General features: G+C 68.9%; 24 protein-coding genes. 21 read left to right on the forward strand and 3 right to left on the reverse strand.

Annotated features, from left to right (window positions below; translation table 11 throughout):
• Nucleotides 1-1,065 (reverse strand): DnaB-like helicase C-terminal domain-containing protein (locus Q0M60_RS10540; RefSeq protein WP_296819069.1); only part of this gene is annotated, 1,065 nt, incomplete at its 3' end.
• Between the two features lie 124 nt (nt 1,066-1,189).
• Nucleotides 1,190-3,262, reverse strand: a complete 2,073-nt coding sequence (parE, locus tag Q0M60_RS10545; RefSeq protein ID WP_296819072.1) for a DNA topoisomerase IV subunit B — start codon at nt 3,260-3,262, stop codon at nt 1,190-1,192.
• Between the two features lie 90 nt (nt 3,263-3,352).
• Between parE and Q0M60_RS10550 the strand changes: the two genes are divergently transcribed.
• From Q0M60_RS10550 to Q0M60_RS10585, 8 genes are all read left to right on the forward strand, one after another.
• Complete coding sequence (locus Q0M60_RS10550; RefSeq protein ID WP_296819074.1) at nt 3,353-4,054, forward strand: RlmE family RNA methyltransferase; 702 nt, start codon at nt 3,353-3,355, stop codon at nt 4,052-4,054.
• Entirely contained in the window at nt 4,051-5,115 is a 1,065-nt protein-coding gene (locus Q0M60_RS10555) for a DUF2332 family protein (protein ID WP_296819077.1), read from the forward strand. The genes Q0M60_RS10550 and Q0M60_RS10555 overlap by 4 nt, the downstream gene beginning before the upstream one ends.
• A 132-nt stretch (nt 5,116-5,247) precedes the next feature.
• Complete coding sequence (gene rplK, locus Q0M60_RS10560) at nt 5,248-5,676, forward strand: 50S ribosomal protein L11 (protein WP_296819079.1); 429 nt, start codon at nt 5,248-5,250, stop codon at nt 5,674-5,676.
• Between the two features lie 5 nt (nt 5,677-5,681).
• Entirely contained in the window at nt 5,682-6,371 is a 690-nt protein-coding gene (gene rplA / locus Q0M60_RS10565; protein WP_296819081.1) for a 50S ribosomal protein L1, read from the forward strand.
• A gap of 112 nt (nt 6,372-6,483) precedes the next feature.
• A complete protein-coding gene (locus tag Q0M60_RS10570) occupies nt 6,484-7,020 on the forward strand; it encodes a DUF2059 domain-containing protein (protein ID WP_296819084.1) in 537 nt (178 codons plus the stop codon).
• A 3-nt stretch (nt 7,021-7,023) separates the two neighbouring features.
• On the forward strand, nt 7,024-8,292 hold the full coding sequence (locus Q0M60_RS10575; protein ID WP_296819087.1) for a nucleoside transporter C-terminal domain-containing protein: 1,269 nt from the start codon (nt 7,024-7,026) through the stop codon (nt 8,290-8,292).
• A gap of 34 nt (nt 8,293-8,326) precedes the next feature.
• Entirely contained in the window at nt 8,327-8,953 is a 627-nt protein-coding gene (locus Q0M60_RS10580) for a glutathione S-transferase (protein WP_296819089.1), read from the forward strand.
• The gene (locus tag Q0M60_RS10585) at nt 8,950-9,600 is read left to right on the forward strand and encodes a YoaK family protein (protein ID WP_366855833.1); all 651 of its coding nucleotides are present in this window, start codon (nt 8,950-8,952) and stop codon (nt 9,598-9,600) included. Before Q0M60_RS10580 ends, Q0M60_RS10585 begins: the two co-directional genes overlap by 4 nt.
• On the opposite strand, the gene Q0M60_RS10590 is transcribed toward Q0M60_RS10585, so the two are convergent.
• Nucleotides 9,597-10,031, reverse strand: coding sequence for a PaaI family thioesterase (locus Q0M60_RS10590; RefSeq protein WP_296819092.1), 435 nt, complete (start codon nt 10,029-10,031; stop codon nt 9,597-9,599). The two genes, Q0M60_RS10585 and Q0M60_RS10590, sit on opposite strands and share 4 nt — an antisense overlap.
• 47 nt (nt 10,032-10,078) lie before the next feature.
• Between Q0M60_RS10590 and Q0M60_RS10595 the strand changes: the two genes are divergently transcribed.
• The 13 genes from Q0M60_RS10595 (at nt 10,079) to rpsD (ending at nt 23,335) form a co-directional block, all read left to right on the forward strand.
• Nucleotides 10,079-10,399, forward strand: a complete 321-nt coding sequence (locus Q0M60_RS10595) for a DUF3253 domain-containing protein (protein ID WP_296819094.1) — start codon at nt 10,079-10,081, stop codon at nt 10,397-10,399.
• Nucleotides 10,389-10,979 (forward strand): uracil-DNA glycosylase family protein, encoded by a 591-nt coding sequence (locus Q0M60_RS10600; RefSeq protein ID WP_296819216.1) that lies wholly within the window; start codon nt 10,389-10,391, stop codon nt 10,977-10,979. The genes Q0M60_RS10595 and Q0M60_RS10600 overlap by 11 nt, the downstream gene beginning before the upstream one ends.
• Nucleotides 10,976-11,953, forward strand: a complete 978-nt coding sequence (locus tag Q0M60_RS10605; RefSeq protein ID WP_296819096.1) for an alpha/beta fold hydrolase — start codon at nt 10,976-10,978, stop codon at nt 11,951-11,953. The genes Q0M60_RS10600 and Q0M60_RS10605 overlap by 4 nt, the downstream gene beginning before the upstream one ends.
• Before the next feature lie 98 nt (nt 11,954-12,051).
• Complete coding sequence (locus tag Q0M60_RS10610) at nt 12,052-13,134, forward strand: Glu/Leu/Phe/Val dehydrogenase (RefSeq protein ID WP_296819097.1); 1,083 nt, start codon at nt 12,052-12,054, stop codon at nt 13,132-13,134.
• Between the two features lie 101 nt (nt 13,135-13,235).
• Nucleotides 13,236-14,894 (forward strand): flagellar basal-body MS-ring/collar protein FliF, encoded by a 1,659-nt coding sequence (gene fliF, locus Q0M60_RS10615; RefSeq protein ID WP_296819098.1) that lies wholly within the window; start codon nt 13,236-13,238, stop codon nt 14,892-14,894.
• A complete protein-coding gene (gene fliG, locus Q0M60_RS10620) occupies nt 14,894-15,928 on the forward strand; it encodes a flagellar motor switch protein FliG (protein ID WP_296819100.1) in 1,035 nt (344 codons plus the stop codon). Before fliF ends, fliG begins: the two co-directional genes overlap by 1 nt.
• The gene (locus Q0M60_RS10625; protein WP_296819102.1) at nt 15,928-16,563 is read left to right on the forward strand and encodes a flagellar assembly protein FlbE; all 636 of its coding nucleotides are present in this window, start codon (nt 15,928-15,930) and stop codon (nt 16,561-16,563) included. Before fliG ends, Q0M60_RS10625 begins: the two co-directional genes overlap by 1 nt.
• Nucleotides 16,563-16,895 carry a flagellar motor switch protein FliN gene (gene fliN, locus Q0M60_RS10630; protein WP_296819104.1) on the forward strand — a complete coding sequence of 111 codons (333 nt, stop codon included), beginning with the start codon at nt 16,563-16,565 and terminating at the stop codon, nt 16,893-16,895. Before Q0M60_RS10625 ends, fliN begins: the two co-directional genes overlap by 1 nt.
• A gap of 34 nt (nt 16,896-16,929) precedes the next feature.
• Nucleotides 16,930-18,291, forward strand: a complete 1,362-nt coding sequence (locus Q0M60_RS10635) for a sigma-54 dependent transcriptional regulator (RefSeq protein ID WP_296819106.1) — start codon at nt 16,930-16,932, stop codon at nt 18,289-18,291.
• Between the two features lie 135 nt (nt 18,292-18,426).
• Nucleotides 18,427-20,433, forward strand: coding sequence for a flagellar biosynthesis protein FlhA (flhA, locus tag Q0M60_RS10640; RefSeq protein WP_296819218.1), 2,007 nt, complete (start codon nt 18,427-18,429; stop codon nt 20,431-20,433).
• 27 nt (nt 20,434-20,460) lie between these two features.
• Nucleotides 20,461-21,810, forward strand: a complete 1,350-nt coding sequence (locus tag Q0M60_RS10645) for a histidine kinase dimerization/phosphoacceptor domain -containing protein (protein ID WP_296819108.1) — start codon at nt 20,461-20,463, stop codon at nt 21,808-21,810.
• The gene (locus Q0M60_RS10650; protein ID WP_296819110.1) at nt 21,810-22,568 is read left to right on the forward strand and encodes an RNA methyltransferase; all 759 of its coding nucleotides are present in this window, start codon (nt 21,810-21,812) and stop codon (nt 22,566-22,568) included. Before Q0M60_RS10645 ends, Q0M60_RS10650 begins: the two co-directional genes overlap by 1 nt.
• A 149-nt stretch (nt 22,569-22,717) precedes the next feature.
• On the forward strand, nt 22,718-23,335 hold the full coding sequence (rpsD, locus tag Q0M60_RS10655) for a 30S ribosomal protein S4 (protein ID WP_296819113.1): 618 nt from the start codon (nt 22,718-22,720) through the stop codon (nt 23,333-23,335).
• Nucleotides 23,336-23,390 lie beyond the last annotated feature (55 nt).

Raw genomic sequence — 23,390 nt, forward strand, 5'->3', positions numbered from 1 at the left:
GTCCCCGACCGCCGTGGCGAGCTGGAGGTAGTCGACCACGATGAGGTCGAGGCCCTGCTGGGCGCGCTTCAGGCGGCGCGCGCGGGCCGCCAGCTTGCCGATCGGCAGGCCGCCGGTGGCGTCGATGAACAGTGGGGCTTCGCCGATCTCGATGGCGGCGTCCCGGACGCGGCCGAACTCCGACGCGTCGATCTCACCCTTGCGGAGCCGGTCGGACGAGACGCCCGACGCGTCGGCGAGGATACGCAGGGCCAGCTGCTCGGCGCTCATTTCGAGCGAGAAGAAGGCGACAACCCCGCCGGAGACGGTCTTGCGCCCCTCCGGCGTCGGCTCCCAGCGATAGTTGCGTGCGACGTTGAAGGCGATGTTGGTGGCCAGGGCGGTCTTGCCCATCGAGGGGCGCCCGGCGAGCACCAGTAGGTCCGATGGATAGAGACCGCCCAGCTTCTGGTCGAGGTCCACAAGGCCCGTGGCCAGGCCCGCCAGGCCGCCGTCGCGCTGGAAGGCCTCGGCGGTCATGTCGACCGCGCCCGCAAGCGCGTGAGAGAAGGCGACGAAGCCGGTCGAGGACGCCCCGGTCTCGGCCAGGGTGTAGAGTGACTGTTCGGCGAGCTCGATCTGGTCCTTGGCGTCCCGCTCGGGGTTGGGCGCCTCCTTCATGATCTCGCCGCCGATGCGGATCAGGTCGCGGCGCAGCGCCAGGTCATAGACGAGCCGGCCGTAGTCGGGCGCATGCGCCGCGGGCGGAGCGCGGTCGACGAGATCGGCGAGATAGCGGACGCCACCGAGTTCCTCGAAGGCCGGATCACGCTTGAACCGCTCCATCAGGATGGTCGGCTCGGCCAACAGGCCCTGGCGGATGTGGTCCTCGATGGCGTCGAACAGCCGCTGGTGGAACGGTTCGTAGAAGTGGTGCCCGCGCAGCTTGTCGTTCAGCCGCTCGGACACGGCGTTGTCGAACATCATCGCGCCCAGCACGGCCTGTTCCGCCTCCAGGTTGTGGGGCAGGGCTGCGCCGACAGGCTCGGGCGCGGGATAGGTCAGGGTCGCAAGCGCGGCGTTCATGGCGTTAACGGTTTACCCATCGCACGCCCCTGCGGCAGGGGCGGTCGTGCCGATGAACGGGGACAGTTTCAGGCGGCCTGTGGATGCGTCGAAAATCCGCAAGCGGAGCAGTCGCGGGCCTGCCTTAGACGTCCAGATCCTCGGCGGCGAAGGCCGCGTGTTCCTGAATGAAACGGAAGCGGAGTTCCGGCTTGCGGCCCATCAGGGTCTCGACGCGGTCGTCAATCTGGGCCTCGTGGCCGGGCTCGACCACGACCCGGGCCAGCGTGCGCCGCTTCGGGTCCATGGTGGTTTCCTTGAGCTGGGACGGGTTCATCTCGCCCAGGCCCTTGAAGCGGCCGATCTCGGGCTTCTTGCCCTTGAAGACCGTGGCCATCAGCTCGTCCTTGTGGGCGTCGTCGCGGGCGTAGACGGTCTTGCCGCCGTGGCTGAGGCGATAGAGCGGCGGCATGGCCAGGAACAGCCGGCCCGAGCGGATCAGCTCCGGCATCGACCGATAGAAGAAGGTGATGAGCAGGCTCGCGATGTGGGCCCCGTCCACGTCGGCGTCGGTCATGATGACGATACGCTCGTAGCGCAGGTCCTCGAGCCGGAAGCGCGAGCCGGTCTGCACGCCGAGCGCGAGAAGCAGGTCCGAAAGCTCCTGGTTCTGGCGCGCCTTGTCGCCGGACGCCGAGGCGACGTTCAGGATCTTGCCGCGCAGGGGCAGGATGGCCTGGGAGGCGCGGTCGCGCGCCTGCTTGGCCGAGCCGCCCGCCGAGTCCCCCTCGACGATGAAGAGCTCGGCGCCCTGCGCCGCCGTCTGGGAGCAGTCGGCCAGCTTGCCGGGCAGGCGCAGCTTGCGGGTCGCTGAGGCGCGGGCGACCTCCTTGTCCTTGCGGCGCTTGAGGCGTTCCTCGGCGCGCTCCAGCACGAAGCCCAGCAAGGCGTTGGCCCGCTGAGGGCTTTCGGTCAGCCAGTGGTCGAAGGGGTCGCGCAGCGCCGCCTCGACCAGCTTCTGGGCGTCGGACGAGGACAGCCGATCCTTGGTCTGGCCCTGGAATTCGGGGTTCTTGATGAAGACCGACACTAGGGCCCCGGCCTGGGCGATCACGTCCTCTGCCGTCAGGATGCCGGCGCGCTTCTCGCCGGTGAGCTCCGCATAGGCCTTGAGACCCTTGACCAGGGCGGCGCGGAAGCCGGCCTCATGCGTGCCGCCGTCGGGTGTCGGCACGGTGTTGCAGTAGGACTGAACGAAGCTGTCGTGGTCGCCGAAGCCGGCCGGGCTCCAGGTCACGGCCCACTCGACCGCCCCGGCGTCGCCCTTGCGCTCGACGCGCCCGAAGAAGGCCGGCGTGACCGTCTCCTGCTCGCCGATACGCTCGGCGAGATAGTCGGCCAGGCCGTTCGGGAAGTGGAAGGTGGCGCGCTCGGGGATCTGCTCGCTGGCCAGTTCGGCGGCGAGCTTCCACTCGATGGTCACGCCGCGGAACAGATAGGCCTTGGAGCGGGCCATGCGATACAGCCGCGCCGGCTTGAAGGCCGCTCCCGCGCCGAAGATCTCGTCGTCCGGCTTGAAGCGGATGCGCGTGCCCTTCTTGCGCGAGGGGCCGACCCGTTCCGTGCCGGTCAGCGGCTTGCCGCGCGAGAAGAGCTGCCGGTGTTCAAAGCCATCGCGCCAGACCGTCGCCTCCAGCCGCTCGGCCAGGGCGTTGACGACGCTGACGCCCACGCCGTGCAGGCCGCCGGACGTCTCATAGGCCTTTCCCGAGAATTTCCCGCCCGAGTGGAGCACGGTCATCACCACCTCGAGCGCAGACTTGTCCGGGTGGCGCGGGTGCGGATCGACCGGAATGCCCCGGCCGTCGTCGGTGACGGCCAGGAAGCCCTCGGCGTCCAGTTCGACGGTGATCAGCTTGGCGTGGCGGGCGACCGCCTCGTCCATCGAGTTGTCGAGCACCTCGGCGAACAGGTGGTGCAGCGCACGCTCGTCGGTGCCGCCGATGTACATGCCCGGCCGCTTGCGGACCGGCTCGAGCCCTTCCAGCACCTCGATCGAGGCGGCCGAATAGCCGCCGCCCGTCGGGGTAGGCACGACCGGCTCCGGCGCGGGCGCGCGCTCGGGACGCGACAGCGCCTGGGGCGTCGTCGGCTCGGGCGCGGGCTCCGGCGAGGAGAGCGAACTGAACAGGTCGTCGATGGGCTCTGGCTTGGCCATTCGGGGAGTCTAGCGGATTCGGGCGGGCGGTCCCTATCGCGCCTTCGTCGCAGGCGAGCAAGGACAAGCCGGTCGTGCTAGAGCCCGGCCATGAGCGATGAACCGGAACGCCGCCGCATGGTGCGCCCGCCCTCGGGCGGGACCGAGGCCGGCCGCGGCATGGGCCAGAAGATCAAGACGGCCGACAAGAAGAGCCTGTCCAGCCAGCAGTGGATCAAGCGCCAGCTGGCCGACCCCTGGTCCGAACGCGCCCGCGCCGAGGGCTGGCGCTCGCGCGCCGCCTTCAAGCTGATCGAGATGGACGAGCGGCTCGGCCTCATCAAGAAGGGCGCGCGCGTGGTCGACCTGGGCGCGGCGCCCGGCGGCTGGGTGCAGGTGGCGCTGAAGCAGGGGGCCTCGGCCGTCGTCGGCGTGGACCTGCTGGCGATCAACCCGATCCCCGGCGCGGTGCTCATCCAGGCCGACTTCACCGACCCGGGCGTGGACGACCGGCTGATCGAGGCGCTGGGCGGGGCTCCCGATCTGGTGCTGTCGGACATGGCCCACAACACCGTCGGCCACCGCCAAACCGACCACCTGAAGATCATCGCCCTGATCGAGATCGCCGCCGACTTCGCTATCCGGACGCTGAAACCCGGCGGCGCCTTCGTGACCAAGAACTTCCAGGGCGGAGACGCCGGCGGCGTGCTGGAGCGGCTGCGCGCCGAGTTCACCGACGTCCGCTTCATCAAGCCGAAGGCGAGCCGCAAGGACTCGTCGGAGGTCTATGTCGTGGCGCTCGGCAAGCTGTGACCGAGGCGGCGGTCCGCTCCGCCTTCCATGAGCAGGCCCGCATCTGCGCCGGCCTGGGCTCGCCCTTCACCGCCACGGTCTGCGAGCTCGTGGCGGAGCGGCTGGGCCGGTCGACGGCCGTGGGCCGGCGCGTGCTCGACTGGCCCGGTGACCCGAGGCCCAACGCAGACGCCCTGCCGCTTAGGTTCGCCGGCGCCCTGCACGCCCGCGCGCGCCGGAGCCGTCCGGCGTCCGTGGCCGAGGCCTGGCCGCCCGCGCGCACGCCGGCGGATGAGGTCCTTTGGCGCGCGATCGAGACGGCGCTCAACGAGACCGGGGACTTCATCCTGGCCTGGCTCGACAGCCCGCCGCAGACCAACGAAGTCGGCCGGTCCGGTCCGCTGGCGGCGGGCCTGCTGGTCTTGGCCGATCGGTTCGGCCTGCCCTTCGACCTGTACGAGCTCGGCTGCAGCGCGGGGCTGAACCTCAATCTGGACCGCTACGCCCTCGACCTGGGCGGCGTGACCGCCGGCGACGCGACCTCCGCCGTACGGCTGACGCCTGACTGGCGCGGCCCGCCGCCGCCCCGCGCTGAGATCGTGGTGGCCTCGCGCCGGGGAGTCGACCTCAATCCCCTGGACGCCACTCGGCCGGAGACCGCCGAACGGCTGCTCGCCTATGTCTGGGCCGATCAGCGCGACCGGCTGGCCCGGCTGGAGGCGGCGCTGGAGATCGCGCGGGCGCACCCGCCGCCGGTCGAGGCCGCCGACGGCGCCGACTGGCTGGAGCGGCGGCTTTCGCCCGATCCGGCGCCGGGCGTCTGCCGCGTCGTCATGCACACCATCGCGCTTCAGTATTTCCCGTCAGCGGGCCGCTCACGTGTCGTCGCCCATCTGGCGCGGGCCGGGGAAAGGGCCACGCCCGAAGCTCCCTTGGCCTGGCTGTCCTACGAAGCCGCCGAGGCCCCCGACGCCGACGGCCGCCGCTGGGCGGAACTGAGCCTGACGGTCTGGCCGGGTGGAGAGCGGCGCGTGCTCGCGCGGGGACACCCGCACGGGTTCGCCCTGGAATGGGCGGGCTAGCCTTGGACCCCCGCGTCTGATAAACGCCGCGCCTTCGCGAGCTTCGGCCCGCGATCAAATCCGTGGGAGGGGCTGCCCGAACCACGGCCACATAGGCGGCTTTGACTAGCCGTCGCATACTGGAGACAGCCAATGGCCAAGAAGATCTTGGGCTATATCAAGCTGCAGGTGCCTGCCGGCTCCGCCACGCCTTCGCCGCCCATCGGGCCGGCGCTGGGCCAGCGCGGCGTCAACATCATGGGTTTCTGCAAGGAATTCAACGCGCGCACGGAAAAGGAAGCGAAGGGCACGCCCCTGCCGACGGTCATCACCGTCTATCAGGACAAGAGCTTCACCTTCGTCACCAAGACCCCGCCCGCGACCCACTACCTGAAGGAGGCCGCCAAGATTAAGTCGGGCGCCTCCAAGACGGGCCGCGAGACCGCTGGCAAGATCACCCGCGCCCAGCTGCGCGAGATCGCCGAGAAGAAGATGAAGGATCTCAACGCCAACGACATCGACGCCGCGGCGAAGATCATCGAAGGCTCCGCCCGCGCGATGGGCCTGAAGGTGGAGGGCTGATCGAGATGGCCAAGCAACCCAAGCGTATCCAGGCCTGGACCGGTGACCGCGAGAACCCGCTTCCGCTCGCCGAGGCCGTCAAGCTGGTCAAGGCCAACGCCAAGGCCAAGTTCGACGAGACCGTCGAGATCGCCGTGAACCTGGGCGTCGACCCGCGTCACGCCGACCAGCAGGTCCGCGGCGTGGTGAACCTGCCCTCGGGCACGGGCCGTGACGTTCGCGTCGCTGTCTTCGCCAAGGACGCCAAGGCTGAGGAGGCCCGCGCGGCCGGGGCCGAGCATGTGGGCGCCGAGGACCTGTTCGAGCAGATCAACGGCGGCTTCATGGACTTCGACCGTGTCATCGCCACGCCCGACATGATGGGCCTGGTGGGTCGTCTCGGTAAGGTGCTGGGCCCGCGCGGCCTGATGCCGAACCCGAAGGTCGGCACCGTGACCCCGAACGTCGGCCAGGCGGTCAAGGACGCCAAGGGCGGCGCCGTCGAGTTTCGCGTCGAGAAGGCGGGCATCGTCCACGCCGGCGTCGGCAAGGCGAGCTTCACCGAAGACGCCCTGACCGCCAACATCACGGCCATGATCGACGCCCTGAACAAGGCCAAGCCGTCGGGCGCCAAGGGCGCCTATGTGAAGCGCATCAGCCTGTCCTCAACGATGGGCCCGGGCTTCAAGATCGATCCGGCCTCCATCGGCGCCTGATCGGCGGAGACGTTGGACCAGAACGTGGCCCCGGAGAGCGATCTCCGGGGCCATTTTCGTTGCGGCCAGCGCCGGGGCATGCATCCTCTCGTCCACGAGGGAGAGGGATTCCATGCGGTTCATGCTTAGCGCCCTTGCGGGGCTGCTCATTCTTGCCGCGCCCGTCGCGGCCGCGGCGCAGGAGGCCGACGACCGGGCCCACCGCCTGGCGCTCGCGGAGCGTGCGATCGAGGCCATGCAGGGGGAACAACTCGCCGATCAGATGACCCAGATCATGCAGGCCTTCCCGGGACCGGAAACGGCGGGCATGTCCGGGGAGGAGCGCATCATCTTCGACGAGGTCATGGCAGACACCATGGACTGGATGATGTCGGCGATGCTGGAGCGCATGTCGTCGCTCTACGCCGATATTTACACGACCGAGGAGCTTCAGGCGCTCGTCGACTTCTACGAGAGCCCAGTCGGCCAATCGGTCATGCGCAAGTCGCTGGAGGCCACGCCGCAGATCATCGAGATGACCCGGGCCCTCATCCCGGAGACCATGCGGCGAACCATCAATGGGCTGTGTGACCGGTTCGAATGTTCGCCCGAGGAACGGCGGCAGGCGATCGCGGACGCCATGGCCTCGATGGGTCTGCGGGAGTCCTGACGCTTGTTCAGCCTCCACAATCTGCAGAGCCTGCTGGGGTTGGCGGTCATCATCGGCGTCTGCTGGCTGATGTCCGAGGACCGCACGCGTTTTCCCTGGCGGCTGACGCTCGGGGCGATGGCGGTCCAGGCGTTTCTGGTGTTGCTGGTCTTCGGTGTGCCGGGCTCGGAGGTGGTGCTTGGGGCGATCACAGGATCGGTCGACGCCCTGGCCACGGCAACGCGACGCGGGACGCAATTCATCTTCGGCTATCTCGGGGGCGGGGATCAGCCCTACGTCGTCGCCAACGACCGGGCCCTGTTCGTCTTCGCGTTCGAGGTGCTGCCCCTGATCCTGGTGATCTCGGCGCTGTCGGCGCTGCTGTGGCACTGGCGGATCCTGAAGTGGGTCACCCAAGGCTTCGGTCTGCTGTTCCAGCGGACTATGGGCTTGGGCGGCGCCTCGGCGCTGGCCGTCGCAGCCAACATCTTCCTGGGCATGATCGAAAGCCCGATCGTCATCCGGGCCTATCTCGACAGGCTGACCCGGTCCGAGCTGTTCCTGCTGATGGTGGTCGGGCTGGCGACCGTGGCGGGGTCCACCATGGTGGCCTATGCGGCCATCCTGTCGGGCGTGCTGCCCAATGCGGCCGGGCACGTGCTGGTGGCCTCGATCGTGTCGGCGCCCGCGGGCGTGGCGCTCGCGCGGATCATGCTGCCGGAAAAGGAGGGTGAGGGCGGGGCCCACGCCGACTACGGCTCGGCCCTGAAGTACGATTCCGCCATCGACGCCATCGTGAAGGGCACGGCCGACGGCCTGATGGTCGTGCTGAACATCTCGGCGGTTCTCATTGTTTTCGTGGCGCTCGTGGCGCTGGTCAACATCATGATCGGGGGCCTCTGGCTGTTCGATGCGCCGCTGACGCTGGAGCGGATGCTGGGCTGGCTGTTCATGCCGGTCGCCTGGCTGACGGGTGTGCCCTGGGAGGAGGCGGGCAAGGCCGGCTGGCTGCTCGGCGTCAAGCTGACCCTGACCGAGTTCGTGGCCTTCATCGAGCTGGGCAATGTGCCGGCCGGGGAAATGAGCGAGCGGACGCGGATGCTGATGACCTATGCGCTCTGCGGCTTCGCCAACATCGGCTCGGTGGGCATCACCGTGACCGGCCTGTCGGTGCTGATGCCGGATCGGCGCGAGGAGGTGCTGGGTCTGGTCTGGAGGGCCCTGTTCGCGGGCTTCCTGGCCACCCTGATGAGCGCCGCCGTCGTCGGGGCCTTGCCTGCCGCCGTCTTCTAGGACTACGTTTCGAAAAGAAACGGAGATCGGCCTGATGAAGCTCTACGACACGGTGATGGCGCCCAATCCGCGCCGGGTGCGCTGGATCATGGCGGAGAAGGGGATCACCGACATCGAGATCGTGCCCGTGAACCTGCTGGCGGGCGAGCACCGCACGCCGGAATACCGGGCCCGGGCCGGCCTGTCGCACCTGCCGTCGCTGGAGTTGGATGACGGCGCCTGCATCACCGAGTCCATCGCCATCGGCCGGTACCTGGAGAGTCTCTACCCCGAGCCCAACATGTTCGGCCGCGATCCCCTCGAGATGGCGGTCATCGAGATGTGGACCCGCCGGGCGGAGATGTATCTCGCCAATCCGCTGATGCTGTTCACCCGCTTCAGCCATCCTGCGCTGTCGGCGCTCGAGGCGCCGCAGCCGGCGGTGGCCGAGTACAACAAGGCGACGGCCGAGCGCTTCCTCAAGGTGCTCGACCGACAGCTGGAGGGCCGCGAGTTCGTCGCCGCCGACCGGATCACCGTCGCGGACGTGGTGGCCTACGTCGGCATCGATTTTGGGCGGCTTGTGAAGTACCGGCCCGATCCGGCCTTCCAGAACGTGGCGCGCTGGCGCGAGGCGCTGAAGGCGCGGCCGGCGGCGAAGGCGGGAATGGTCGCCGATTGAGGGCGCTGGAGCAGCATGAGCGCGGCCTGGCGGTGCGGCTCGCCGCGCTCGCCGGCTTCGTCGACAGCATCGGCTTTTTGCTGCTTGGGGGCCTGTTCGTCTCCTTCATGAGCGGCAACTCGACCCGGCTCGCGGCCAGCCTGTCCATCGGCGACGGGGCCTTGGCGCTGGGCGCGCTCGGGCTGCTGGCGGGCTTTGTTGGCGGGGCCTTCCTCGGCGCGATGGCCGCAGGCGGAAATCGGGGCGCGCCGGTGCGAGTCCTGATGCTGGAGACCGCACTGCTGCTGGCCGCGGCCGTCTCGGCGTCGCTCGGAGCGCCGGTGGGCCTCACGGCGGGGTTGATGGTCGTCGCCATGGGAGTGGAGAACGCCGTCTTCCTTCGCAACGGAGAGGTCGGAGTCGGCCTGACCTACATGACCGGCGCTCTGGTCAAGCTTGGTCACGCCCTGGCGGCAGCGGCGCGTGGCGGCGAGCGCTGGGCCTTCCTGCCCCACTTGTGGCTTTGGGCCGGCCTCACCTTCGGCGCGATCCTCGGGGCCCTGGCGTTCCAGCTGATGGGCGGAACGGCGCTCTACCTGGCTGCGGCGGGGGCAGGCGGGCTCACCCTGGCGATGGTTGAGGACGAAAGCCGCAAGCAGGCCGCCTAGCCGCGCCGGTCGAACTTCCGGATGACGCCTGAGAAGGTCATCAGGGTGCGCTCGCCGCAGGTGATCTGGCCGCGCACGAAGATCAGGCTCTTGCCGGCGCGGACGACTTCGCCCGTCGCCTCGACCAGATCACCGACGCGGGCGGCGTCCACGAAGGTGGAGTCCAGCTGGACCGTCACACCCGAAGAGCCTTCCATCTCCTGATAGGCGGTCTGGAACAGGGCGATGTCCGCAAAGGTCATCAGGCACCCGCCGTGCATCCGCTGGCCGGCGTTCATGTGCTTCTGCTCGGCGCGGAAGGCGCAGCGCATCCGCCCATCCGGATCGGGCCGGAAGTAGAAGGGGCCGACCACCTGATCGAAGGTGTCGTGCAGGTCGTACATCTGCCAGCCGGCGAACTCGCCTTCCGTGACCGTGCGCTTGGCAACCATGCGGGCTCCGCCTTCTTCTTGCTGCTGCAATGCAGCATATAGGGACGATGAGCGACCCCATCGAAGCGGCCATCTTCGAAAAATTGGCCAAGGCGGACCCCAAGGGCGTCGGCGGAAAGAGCATCGAGCCCGCCGAGGTGGCCAAGGACCTGCAGCCCGATCAGTGGCAGCGCATGCTGCCCAAGGTGAAGGCTACGGCGCTGGGCCTGATGCGCCAGGGCCGGCTGACCATCACCAAGAAGGGCAAGCCGATCGATCCTTCGAAGATGAAGGGCGTCATCCGCCTTCGCCTGCCGACGGACGAAGAAGCCGCCGCCGCCCGGGCCGCCCTGCCACCCAAGCCCGCCGAGGACGACGATCTCGACTGAGCTTGAGGCCGTCCTTGCGGACATTCGCGCCTGCCGCGCCTGCGCGGGCGACCTGCCGCACGCGCCCCGGCCGGTCGTACGCGTGTTCCCCGAAACGCGGCTGCTGATCTGCGGTCAGGCGCCGGGCCGGCGCGTGCACGAGAGCGGCCTGCCGTTCACCGATCCCTCCGGCGACCGGCTACGCCAGTGGATGGGCCTGGACTACGAGACCTTCTACGCCGACCGCCGGATCGGCGTGGCCGCACAGGCCTTCTGCTTTCCCGGGACCAATCCGAAGGGCGGCGACTTCCCGCCGCCGGCGCGCTGCGCCGAGCTGTGGCGGCCGCGCCTGCTGGCGACCCTGCCGCGCATGGACCTGACCCTGCTGGTCGGCGGCTACGCCCAGGCCTGGGCGTTGGGTCAGCGCGTGAAGGGGAACATGACCGAGACGGTCGCCGCGTGGAGGGACTATGGCCCGGAGATCCTCCCGCTGCCCCATCCGTCGTGGCGCAATACCGCCTGGCTGAAGCGCAATCCGTGGTTCGAGGACGAGGTCCTGCCTTACCTGCGCGCGCGGGTGCGGGCTATCCTGAAGCCATGAGGCGGATCGCCGGACTGTTGCTGATGCTCGCCACGCTCGGCGCCTGCGCGCCGGCGATGCAGTCGCCCCTGCCGGTTTCCCCCGATTTCACGGGACCGAGGCTGGAAGCCGATCATTTCGTCAGCCACGACGGCGCGCGCCTGCCGATGAGCGTCTGGCGGCCGAGCGGCCAGACCTGGGCCGTGATCGTCGCGGTCCACGGCATGAACGACAACCGCCGCACCTGGCATATGGCGGGACCATGGTGGGCCGAGCAGGGTGTAGTCACCTACGCCTACGATCAGCGCGGCTTCGGCGGTTCGCCCGGGCGCGGCGTCTGGGCGGGCGAGGCGCTGCTGACCGAGGACCTGCGCACGTTGGTGGCGCTGGTGCGGGCGCGCCATCCCGGCGCGACGGTCGCCGTGGTCGGCGAGAGCCTGGGATCGGCGGTGGCGATCGCCGCCTTCGCCTCTGATCGACCGCCCGATGCGGACCGGGTCGTGCTGCTGGCGCCCGCCGTCTGGGGATGGTCGGCCCAGCCGCTGCCGAATCGCGCGGCCCTCTGGGTGGCGGCGCGCCTGCTCGGCGAGACAGCCGTCGAGCCGCCGGAGTTCGCCGTTCGCGACATCTACGCCTCGGACAATTTTCTGGAGCTCTATCGGATGGGTCGTGATCCCGGCTTCCTGACCCGCACCCGGTTCGACGCCCTCTATGGCCTGGTCAACATGATGGAGGCGGGCAGCCGTGACCTGGCCCGGGTCCGTGCGCCGATGGCCTATCTCTACGGGGGGCGGGACCAGATCATCACGATGGAGCCGACCAAGCTCGCCCTGCAGAATCTGCCCGCGCACGCGCGGGAGGCCTTCTATCCGGAGGGTCACCACCTTCTGGTCCGCGACGACGAGGCCGAGGTTGTTATGGCCGATGTGCTGGCCTTCATCCGCGATCCGGCCGCGCCCTGGCCCTCGGGAGCCGGACCGATCCCGCGGGAGTGATCGACGTTAACTTGCCCGGCCGCGCTTGCCCTTCCGGAAGCGCGGGCGTATGGGGCGCCCCAACGAACCTTCCCCCTCAACAGATCAGCGGGTTCTGTATGACCCTCTTCGATTCGCCGTCCTTCCGGGGACACGAAGGCGTCCACGCGTTTTACGATGAAGCGACGGGCCTGAAGGCCATCATCGCGGTCCACTCCACCGCCCGCGGCCCGGCCGTCGGCGGGTGCCGCATGTGGAACTACGCCTCTTCAGAAGAGGCGCTGACCGACGTGCTGCGCCTGTCGCGCGGCATGTCCTACAAGAACGCGGTCGCGGACCTGGAGATGGGCGGCGGCAAGTCGGTCATCATCGGCGACGCCAAGGCCCAGAAGACGCCGGAACTGTTCCAGGCGTTCGGACGCGCGATCAACACCCTTGGCGGCTGCTACTACTCCGCCGAGGACGTGGGCGTTTCGGTCGCCGACATCGCCGAGGCCCGCAAGGCGACGGAGTACGTGCTCGGCCTGTCGGATGGTCCCTGGGGTTCGGGCGATCCGAGCCCGGTCACCGCCGAGGGCGTGTTCCGCTCCACGCTCGTGACCGCCAAGCGCCTGTGGAAGCAGGACGACCTGAACGGCCTGACCGTCGCGGTGCAGGGCGCCGCTGGCCACGTCGGCGCCTATCTGGCCGAGAAGCTGCACAAAGCCGGCGCCCGCCTGATCGTCACCGACATCAACGAGAAGACGCTGCGCGAGGTCGCGGAGCGGACCAATGCCGAGATCGTGGCGCCGGACGCCATCTACGACGTCGATGCCGAGATCTATGCGCCGTGCGCCCTGGGCGCGACGCTTAACCCCGACACCTTGCCGCGGCTGAAGGCCAAGGCCATCGTCGGGGCGGCCAACAACCAGCTGGCCACCTCCGAGATCGGCCAGCGCCTGCATGACACCGGCGTGCTCTATGCGCCGGATTACGTGGTCAACGGCGGCGGCATCATCAACGTCGCCTCCGAGCTGAAGGCGCGCCAGACCGGCGGGACCTATGACTGGAACTGGGTCGACGGCAAGCTGGTGCGCCTGATGCAGACGCTGGAGGAGGTCTTCGAGCGGTCCGCCGCCGAGAACCGCCCGACGTCGGAAGTGGCCGACTCGGTCGCCGAGGCGCGGATCAAGGCGGCCGGGGAGGCGCGCTGCGCCGCCTAACGCCGTTCCTTAAGTGTTCGATTAAGGGCGCGTTTACCACCCGGGCGGCACTTTCTGCCTAGTTGGAGTCGGTCCGCCGATTCCGTGTGAGGGCGGGGCGCGTGGGCGGCTTTTCGGCGGCGTTGCAAAGGTTCGGGGTCGGCCGGTTGGCGGCCCTCGCAGGCGTGGCGGCGGGCGTTGCGGCCGTGCTCGTGGCGGTGATGCTGCGGGTCGGCCAGCCGCCCAGCTCTCTGCTCTATTCCAATCTCGACCTGCGCGAGGCCTCCGAGGTCACCGCGGCGCTCGACCAGGCGGGCATCGCCTATGAGACGCGCGGCGACGGCTCGACCATCATGGTCAACCGCGACGAGGTCGGCACGGCGCGGCTGCTCTTGGCCGACCGAGGCCTCGTGACCTCCGGCAGCGTCGGCTACGAGCTGTTCGACACCCAGTCGGCGCTCGGCCAGACCGAGTTCCAGCAGAACCTCAATCGCAAGCGCGCCATCGAGGGCGAAATCGCGCGAACCATCATGTCGATGCGCGGGGTGAACTCCGCTCGCGTCCTGATCGCCCTGCCGGAGCGCCAGCTGTTTCAGCAGGAGGCGGCGCCGGTCACCGCCTCGGTGACCATCGACACCGGCGGCCGCGAACTGTCGGGCGAGGAAATCCGCGCCATCCAGCAGCTGGTAGCGACCGCCGTCACCGGCCTTCGCCCCGATCGCGTGACGATCGTCGACTCCAACAATCGGCTGCTCGCCGCCGGCGGGGAGGGCGAGGGATTCTCCGGCGCCCTGGCCTCTGAGCGGCGCGCCGAGATCGAGCAGCGGCTGCAACGGACCCTGACCGAACTGGTGGAGGGCGTGGTCGGACCCGGCGCGGCGCGTGTGCAGGTGTCCGCCGAAATCGACGAGAGCCGCCAGACGATCCAGCAGCAGCAGTACGATCCCGACGGCCAGGTCGTCCGCTCGTCCTCGACCTCGGAGTCGACTGCCGAGGATAATGAAGGCGGGCAGGGCGGCACGGCCTCGATCGAAGACCAACTGCCTGATGGCGGCGTGGCCGAGGCGGGCGTCAGCGGACCGTCCTCGCGCTCCGGAGACACGACCGAAACCACCAACTACGAAATCTCTTCGACGACGACGACCACGGTGCGCGAGCCGGGCGCCATCGAACGGCTCTCGGTGGCCGTGGCGGTGGATGGCGTGCTGACGCCGGCGTCCGGCGGCGAGGGCGAACCCGCCTATGCGCCACGCTCTGAAGAGGACATGGAGCGGATCCAGTCCCTGGTCCGCTCGGCCATGGGCTTCAATCAGGAGCGCGGCGACCAACTCGAGGTGGTCAACGTCCGTTTCGCCCGTCCCGCCATCGCGGACGGCGGAGCCGAGTCCGCCGGGTCGATGTTCGATTTCGATCGGAACGACATCATGCGGGCGGTCGAGTTGCTGGTGCTCCTCGTCGTCGGCGCGCTGATGATCTTCTTCGTCCTGCGGCCGCTGGTGAAGGCGGCCAGCGGCGGCGGGGCCGGGGGGCAGCTGGCGATCGCGGGCGTGGCGCCCCAGGCGTTGCCCGGCGCTCCGGCCGCAGGCGGACAGCAACTCCTGCAAGCCGCGAGCGGAGGCGCGCCGCAGCTCCTGCCGCCCAGCGAGATGGACCAGCGCCTCGACATCGCCCGTATCGAGGGACAGGTGAAGGCGAGTTCGGTCAAGAAGGTCTCCGACTTCGTCGAGAGCCATCCGGATGAGTCGGTCGCCATCCTGCGCAACTGGGTGCACGAAACCTGATGGCGCGCCTGGTCACCCGCAAGGCGAGCGTCGACGACGCCCGGCGACTGACCGGGCCGGAAAAGGCGGCCGTCATCCTGCTCGCCCTCGGTGAGGATCACACCCGGCTCTGGGAGAACCTCGACGAGGAGGAGATCAAGGAGATCTCCCAGGCCATGGCCACGCTGGGCACGGTCCAGGCCAATGTGGTCGAGGACCTGATGATCGAGTTCGTGTCGGGCGTCGGCGGCGCCGGCTCGATCATGGGCAGCTTCGAACAGACCCAGCGCCTGCTCGCCTCCTTCATGCCGGCCGAGAAGGTCGAAGGCCTGATGGAGGAAATCCGCGGTCCGGCCGGCCGGACCATGTGGGACAAGCTGGGCAATGTGAACGAGGTGGTGCTCGCCAACTACCTCAAGAACGAATACCCGCAGACGGTCGCGGTGGTCCTGTCCAAGATCAAGGCCGAGCACGCCTCGCGCGTCCTGACGGCGCTGCCGGAAGACTTCGCGCTCGAGTGCGTCCAGCGGATGCTCCGCATGGAGCCGGTCCAGCGCGAGATCCTCGACAAGATCGAGCAGACGCTGCGGACCGAGTTCATGTCGAACCTGGCCCGCACCTCCAAGCGCGACAGCCACGAGATGATGGCGGAGATCTTCAACAACTTCGACCGCCAGACCGAAAGCCGCTTCGTCACGGCCCTGGAAGAGCGCAACCGCGAGTCCGCCGAACGCATCCGCGCCCTGATGTTCGTCTTCGAGGATCTTTCCAAGCTGGACCCCGGCGGCATCCAGACCCTGCTGCGCGCGGTCGAGAAGGACCAGCTGGCGCTCGCCATGAAGGGCGCGTCCGACAGCCTGCGCGAGCTGTTCTTCTCGAACATGTCGGAACGCGCCGCCAAGATCATGCGCGAGGACATGGAGTCGATGGGGCCCGTCCGCCTCAAGGATGTCGACAACGCCCAGATGGCCATGGTGCAGGTCGCCAAGGACCTCGCCGCCAAGGGCGAGATCATGCTCGCCGGCCAGGGCGGCGATGACGAGCTGATCTACTGATGGCCCTCACCGCACCCCAGAAGTTCGGCTTCGACACCTGCTTCGACGAAGCGGGCCGGGTGGTCGCGTCCGCGGCCCCGCGGCCGCGCCGGACCTATCTCGCCGCCGAGGTCGAGGCCTTGCAGGCCGAGGCCTTCGCCGAGGGCCAGGCCGCCCAGCGGATGAGCGACGAGGGCCGCCGCGCCCAGGCGCTGGCCGACATCGCCGACGCCTGCCGCCAGGCGCTGCCGCTGCTGAACCACGTGATCGAGGCCCACCGGACCCAGGCCGCCGAGCTGGCGCTGGCCACGGGCGAGGCCGTGGCCTCCGTCGCCCTGGCCCGCCTGCCGCGCGCGCCGCTGAACGCCGCTCTGGAGGCCCTGTCGGCCGAGATCGACGGCGCCGCCCGGCTGGTGGTGCGCGCCTCGGGCGCCGACGGAGACCTCGCCGCCATGCTGGAAAAGGCCGCCAACGACGCCGGGCTACCGGGCCGCGTGCTGCTGCGCGAGGAGCCGGGCCTGGGCCCTGCCGCCTTCGTCATCGAGTGGCCGGACGGCCGCGCCGAATACGATCCCGACGCCGCCGCCCAGCGCGTGCGCGACGCCCTGCAGGCCGCGCTCGCGGCCGAGGCCGACCATCCCTCAGGAGACTTCTAATGGCCGACACCGATCTCCCGCTGGAGGAGTTTCCGGAAAGCACGGCGGTCGCGACCGTCGAGGGCGGCGAGCCCAAGCTGGCCACCGACCTGGCGCCCGTGTTCGACGTGCCGGTCGGCATCTCGGCGGTGCTCGGCAAGGCGTCGCTGAGCGTCGCCCAGCTGCTGAAGCTCGGCCAGGGCAGCGTGCTGGAGCTGGACCGCAAGGTCGGCGAGGCCATCGACATCTATGTGAACAACCGCCTGGTCGCCCGGGGCGAGGTCGTCGTCGTCGACGAACGCCTGGGCGTGACCATGACCGAAATCATCAAGACCGAAGACACCGCGGCCTGAACGGCCCCGAGCGTAAGCCTTAGGAGACTGGAACATGCGGCTACTGGTGGTCGGAAGACTGAGCGGACAGCTCGCCGCCGCCGTGAAGATGGCGATGGCGCAGGGCGCCCGCGTCAGCCACGTCGAGCGCACGGACCAGGCGACGGACACGCTCCGCCGAGGGCAGGGGGCCGACCTCCTGATGGTCGACTACGACCTCGACATCGCGGGGCTGATTGCCGCCAACGAGGCCGAGCGGATCCACGTGCCGGTGGTGGCCTGCGGGGTCGGTGCGGATCCGGAAAAGGCGTCCGCCGCCATCAAGGCCGGGGCCAAGGAATTCATCCCACTGCCGCCCGAGGCGGACCTGATCGCGGCGATCCTTTCGGCGGTGGCCGAGGACGAGCGGCCCATGGTCACCCGCGACCCGGCCATGGAGGCGGTCATCCGCCTGGCCGACCAAGTCGCCCGCTCGGACGCCTCCGTGCTGATCACCGGCGAAAGCGGCGTCGGCAAGGAGGTGATGGCGCGCTACCTTCACCAGAACTCGCGACGGGCCGAACGTCCCTTCATCAGCGTCAACTGTGCGGCCATCCCGGACAATCTTCTCGAAAGCGAGCTGTTCGGGCACGAGAAGGGCGCCTTCACCGGCGCCGTGGCCCGCCGGATCGGCAAGTTCGAGGAGGCCGACGGCGGCACCCTGCTGCTGGACGAAATCTCGGAGATGGACGCCCGGCTGCAGGCCAAGCTGCTGCGCGCCATTCAGGAGCGCGTCATCGACCGCGTCGGCGGTTCCAAGCCGGTCAAGGTCGACATCCGGATCATCGCAACCTCCAACCGCGACCTCGGCCGCGCCGTGCGCGAGGGGACCTTCCGCGAAGACCTGCTCTATCGCCTGAACGTCGTGAACCTGCGCCTGCCCGCGCTGCGCGAGCGGCCCGCCGACATCGCGGCCCTGGCCGAGCACTTCGTCAAGAAGTACGCGGCCGCCAACGGCATGCCGCACCGCCCCCTGTCCCAGACCGCCCAGGCGCGGATGCGGGCCCACGCCTGGCCCGGCAATGTGCGCGAGCTGGAAAACGCCATGCACCGCGCGGTGCTGCTGGCCAACGGCCCCGAGATCGACGAGCACGCCATCAGCCTGCCGGACGGCAAGCCGCTCGCCTCCTTGGACCAAGGCCCGGCCGGCCGCGCCGCCCAGGCCGCGGACGCCGTGTCGCGCGCCTTCGTCGGCCAGACCGTGGCTCAGATGGAGCAGGCGCTGATCATCGACACGCTGAACCACTGTCTCGGCAACCGGACGCATGCCGCCAACATCCTCGGCATTTCCATCCGCACGCTGCGCAACAAGCTGAACGAGTACACCGCCGCCGGCGTCTCCGTGCCGGCGCCGCAAAGCGGCCTGAGCGCGGCCTGATCGTGATCGCTGCTCGTGGCATAGGGGTTATAATCGCGAGGTCGTCCGGCCTTGTCTGACGCACTGGCAAATTTCAACGCTCAGCGGCCGACTGGCCGCGAGGTCTGGGGTTGGCTCTATCGCGGCGAAGTGGCGATGGCGCTGGGCGTCCTGCTCATCGTCGTCCTGCTGATCGTCCCGATCCCGACGATGGTGCTGGACCTGCTCCTCGCCATTTCGATCATGTCGTCGGTGCTGATCCTGATGACGGCGCTGCTGATCAAGAAGCCGCTCGACTTCGCGGTCTTCCCGACGGTGCTGCTGGTCGCGACCCTGTTCCGGCTGGGCCTGAACCTGGCCTCGACGCGCCTGGTGCTGTCCCACGGTCACGAAGGCACCGCCAGCGCGGGTCAGATCATTGAGGCCTTCGGCAATCTGATGATGAGCGGCAGCTTCGTCATCGGGCTGATCGTCTTCGCGATCCTCTTGGTGGTGAACTTCGTCGTGATCACCAAGGGCTCGACCCGGATCGCCGAGGTCAGCGCGCGCTTCACGCTCGACTCCATGCCCGGCAAGCAGATGGCCATCGACGCCGACCTGTCGGCCGGCCTGATCGACGAGAACGAAGCCAAGCGCCGCCGCAAGGAGCTGGAGCAGGAATCGACCTTCTTCGGCGCCATGGACGGCGCCTCGAAGTTCGTGCGCGGCGATGCGGTCGCCGGCCTGATCATCACCGCCATCAACGCCATCGGCGGCATCCTGATCGGCATGCTCCAGCACGGCATGGAGGCGGGCGACGCCGCGAACTCCTACGTCGTCCTGACCATCGGCGACGGCCTCGTCACCCAGGTGCCGGCCCTGATCGTGTCGATCGCCGCGGGATTCCTGGTGTCCAAGGCGGGGGTCGAGGGCTCGGCCGACAAGGCGATGGTCACCCAGCTGGCCACCAACCCCGTCAGCCTGGGCATGGTGTCGGCTGCGGCCGGCGTGATCGGCCTGATCCCGGGCATGCCGCTGCTGCCCTTCGCCGCCATTGCGGCGGGCGCGGGGGTGCTGGCCTGGCGTCAGGGACGCAAGCGGCTCGAGCCCGAACCCGTGATCGAGACCAGCGCGCCCTCGGAACCGGCCGAGGAGCCAATCTCCAATGCCTTGGCTATCGACGACGTGAAGATCGAGCTTGGCTACGCTCTGCTCAGTCTGATCAACGACCTCGAGGGCCGCCGCTTGACCGACCAGATCAAGGCGCTGAGGCGCACGCTTGCGGCCGAGTTCGGCTTTGTGATGCCACCCGTGCGCATCCTCGACAACATGCGGCTGGCGACCCAGGGCTACGCCATCCGCATCAAGGAGATGGAGGCCGGGTCGGGCGAGGTGCGCCTCGGCCAGCTGATGGCCATGGACCCGAACGGCCGTCAGGTCGACCTGCCGGGCGAGCATGTTCGTGAACCCGCTTTCGGATTGCCCGCCACCTGGGTCGACGAGGGGCTGCGCGAAGAGGCGACGTTCAGGGGCTACACCCTCGTCGATCCCTCGACGGTGCTGACGACGCACCTCACCGAGATCCTCAAGGACAACATGCCGGACCTGCTGTCCTATGCGGAGGTGCAGAAGCTGCTGAAGGAGCTTCCGACCGAGCAGAAGAAGCTGGTCGAGGACCTTGTGCCGTCGGTGGTGACCACCACCACCATTCAGCGCGTCCTGCAGGCCCTGCTGCGCGAGCGTGTGTCGATCCGCGACCTGCCGACGATCCTCGAAGGCCTGGCCGAGGCCGCGCCGCATACGGCAAGCGTGACCAATCTGGTCGAGCACGTGCGCTCGCGGCTGTCCAAACAGCTGTGCTGGCAGAACCAATCCCCCGACGGTCAGCTCCCGATCATCACCATGTCCCCGGAATGGGAGGCCGCCTTCGCCGACGCCATGGTCGGCAACGGCGAGGAACGCCAGCTGGCCATGGCGCCGTCACGCCTGCAGGATTTCATCCGCGCCGTGCGCGACACCTTCGAGCGGGCAGCGCAGATGGGGGAGGCGGCGGTGCTGCTGACCAGCCCGGGCATCCGTCCCTATGTCCGGTCGATCATCGAGCGCTTCCGCGGTCAGACCGTGGTGATGAGCCAGAACGAGGTGCATCCGCGGGCGCGGCTCAAGACGGTCGGGGTGGTCTAGGGCGCAGGGACGCGCTAGCGACGCGGCATGTCGCTTCGCGTCCTTCTGACCAGAGCCGAGCAGCGCGGTTTCGGCCCTCGCGTGCTGGCCCTGCTCGCTGTCGGCTTTCTGCTGCTGATCGCGATCAATGGCGTGTCGATCTGGTCGTCGAGCCTGCTCGACAGCCAGCTTCAACGGGTCGAGCACACCCGCAATGTACGCGCGACGATCGGCGCGATGGAGACCAGCCTTGCACGTAATGAGGCCGAGCACCGCGCCTTCCTGCTAACCGGCGAGGACGGCCATGCCCGGGCGGCCGAGGACGCGGGGGCCCGGGCTGGTGAGTCATTCATCCAGCTGAGAGAGCTGGTCGCGGAGGATCCCGACCAGGTCCGCCGCCTGGATGCCATCAGTCCCCTACTGGCCGAGCAACTGGCCCTGAGCGAGCAGATCGTGCGCAACGCACGCTCGGGTCAGGCCTACGCCGCCCTCATGGTGGTGCGGTCCGGCCGCGGCGCCGATCTGGCGGCGCGCATCGGCCACCGCCTCCAGGAGGTCGACGCTTTCGAACTCGACCAGCTCCGCGATCAGGCCGGTACGGTGGAGAACGCTTCGAGAGCGAGCCTCTATTTCGCGACGTTCGGGACAGGGCTGGTGGTTCTGATCGGGGGCGCCAGCGTGTGGCTGATATGGCGGTATCTGGCCGCGCTCCATCAGGCGCAGGATCGCCTGGCGCGCGCCAACGAGGAACTGGAGGCCCGTGTGGAGGCGCGGACCGCCGATCTCAGCCAGGCGCGCGACCGGGCCGAGGCCATGCTGCGCGAAGTGAACCACCGCGTCGGAAACAGCCTGCAGCTGGTCTCCAGCTTTATCTCGCTGCAAAGCCGCCGCCTCGACGATCCAGAGGCCAAGGAAGCCCTGCGCGCCACACAGGCGCGGATCGAGGCCGTGTCGCAGGTGCACCGCCGTCTCTATACCTCGGCTGAGGTCGGGGAGGTGGCGCTCGACGATTATCTGACCGCGCTTGCGGAAGAGCTGCGCCAGTCCCTGTGCGCCGAGCCGGGCGCGCCGACGATCGAGGTGGAGGCCCAGCCCGTCGTGACGAACACGGACAAGGCCGTCGCGGTCGGCGTGCTGGTGGCCGAACTGGTCACCAACGCGGTGAAGTACGCCTATCCGAAGGGTCAGGGCGGCGAGATTCGCGTACGGCTGGACGAGATCGCGAATGAGGCGCGGCTGGTAGTCGAGGACGATGGCGTGGGCCTCAGCGGCGGGCCGCCCAAGGGCACTGGGCTGGGCGGAGCCATCGTGGCGGCCATGGCCAAGGACCTGAAGACCAAGATCGAGTACCAGTCCGGCGAGCCCGGCGTGCGGGCGCTCGTGAGATTCGCCGCCTGATGCGTCCGCCCGTCGTCATCCTCGACAAGCCGCAGTTGGCCGAGAACATCGGCGCGGTCGCGCGCGTCATGGCCAACTTCGGCCTGGAAGAACTGAGGCTGGTCAGTCCGCGCGACGGCTGGCCGCAGGACCGGGCCTGGGCGGCGGCGTCAGGCGCGGACTGGGTGCTCGACGGAGTGAAGGTCTTCGCCAGCGTGCCGGAGGCCATTGCCGATTTGCAGGTCGTTTGGGCCACCACCGGCCGTCCGCGCGATCTGCGCATGGAGGTCCGCACCCCGCGCGAGGCCATGCAGGGTCTGCACGCGGAGGTCCGCGCAGGCCAGGTTGTCGGCCTGCTGTTCGGCGGAGAGCGCACGGGGCTTGAGACCGACGAACTGGTGCTCTGCCAGGGGATCATCACCATTCCGGTCGACGAGCGGCACAAGTCGCTGAACCTGGCCCAGGCAGTGGCGCTGGCCGCCTACGAATGGCGGCTGGGCGTCGACGCGGCCGCGCCGGCCATCCTGGGAGAGGCCGAAGCGCCCGCGCCGCAGGGCGAGCTCGAGGGCATGTTCGGCCACCTGGAGGCAGAGCTGGAGGACGGCGGCTTTTTCCACCCGCCGGAGAAGAAGCCGACCATGGTCCGGGCCATCCGGGCCCTGTTCGGGCGTGCGCGCCTGTCGGCCCAGGAGGTCAGGATGATGCGCGGCATGATCGTGGCGCTGTCGAAGGGGCGGGGTCGGGTGCTGGCCAAACGCGCGCAGGCCTCTCAGGATTGACTTTGCGGCCTGCGGCCGTCATAAGCCGCGCCTTCACGCCCGGACCCGCAAGTCCGGGCGCGTTCTATTACGGACGATGCGTGGACCGCCGTTGAGATCGCATTCCCGATCGTGGGGATGCCGGGCCGCATCAAGAAGAGAGTGACGTCATGTCCAAGCGCCACAGCGCCAAGTACAAACTCGACCGGGCCATGGGTGAAAACCTGTGGGGCCGCTCGAAGTCCCCGGTCAACAAGCGGTCCTACGGCCCCGGCCAGCACGGCCAGCGCCGCAAGTCCAAGGTCTCTGACTTCGGCCTGCAGCTGAAGGCCAAGCAGAAGCTGAAGGGCTACTACGGCAACCTGACCGAGAAGCAGTTCCGCAAGACCTACGACGAGGCCGCCCGCCGCAAGGGCAACACCTCCGAGTTGCTAATCGGCCTGCTCGAGCAGCGCCTGGACGCCGTCGTCTACCGCGCCAAGTTCGTCCCGACCCCCTGGGCCGCCCGCCAGTTCGTCAACCACGGCCACGTGACCGTCAACGGCAAGAAGGTGAACATCGCCTCCTACCGCGTGAAGATCGGCGATGTCGTTGAGGTCAAGGAAAAGTCCCGCAACATGGCCCTGGTGCTCGAAGCCCAGCAGTCGTCGGAGCGTGACGTTCCCGACTATCTGGAAATCGGCGACCGCGGCTTCTCGGTCCGCTTCGTCCGCGTGCCGGAACTGGCCGAAGTGCCGTACCCGGTGAAGATGGAGCCGAACCTGGTCGTCGAATACTACGCCTCCTAAGCGTAGCGACCCGGCTGAAAGACGAAGGCCTCGGAGCGATCCGGGGCCTTTTCGT

Origin of the sequence: Brevundimonas sp. (genome assembly GCF_024711105.1) — a bacterium.
Taxonomy (GTDB): Bacteria; Pseudomonadota; Alphaproteobacteria; order Caulobacterales; family Caulobacteraceae; genus Brevundimonas.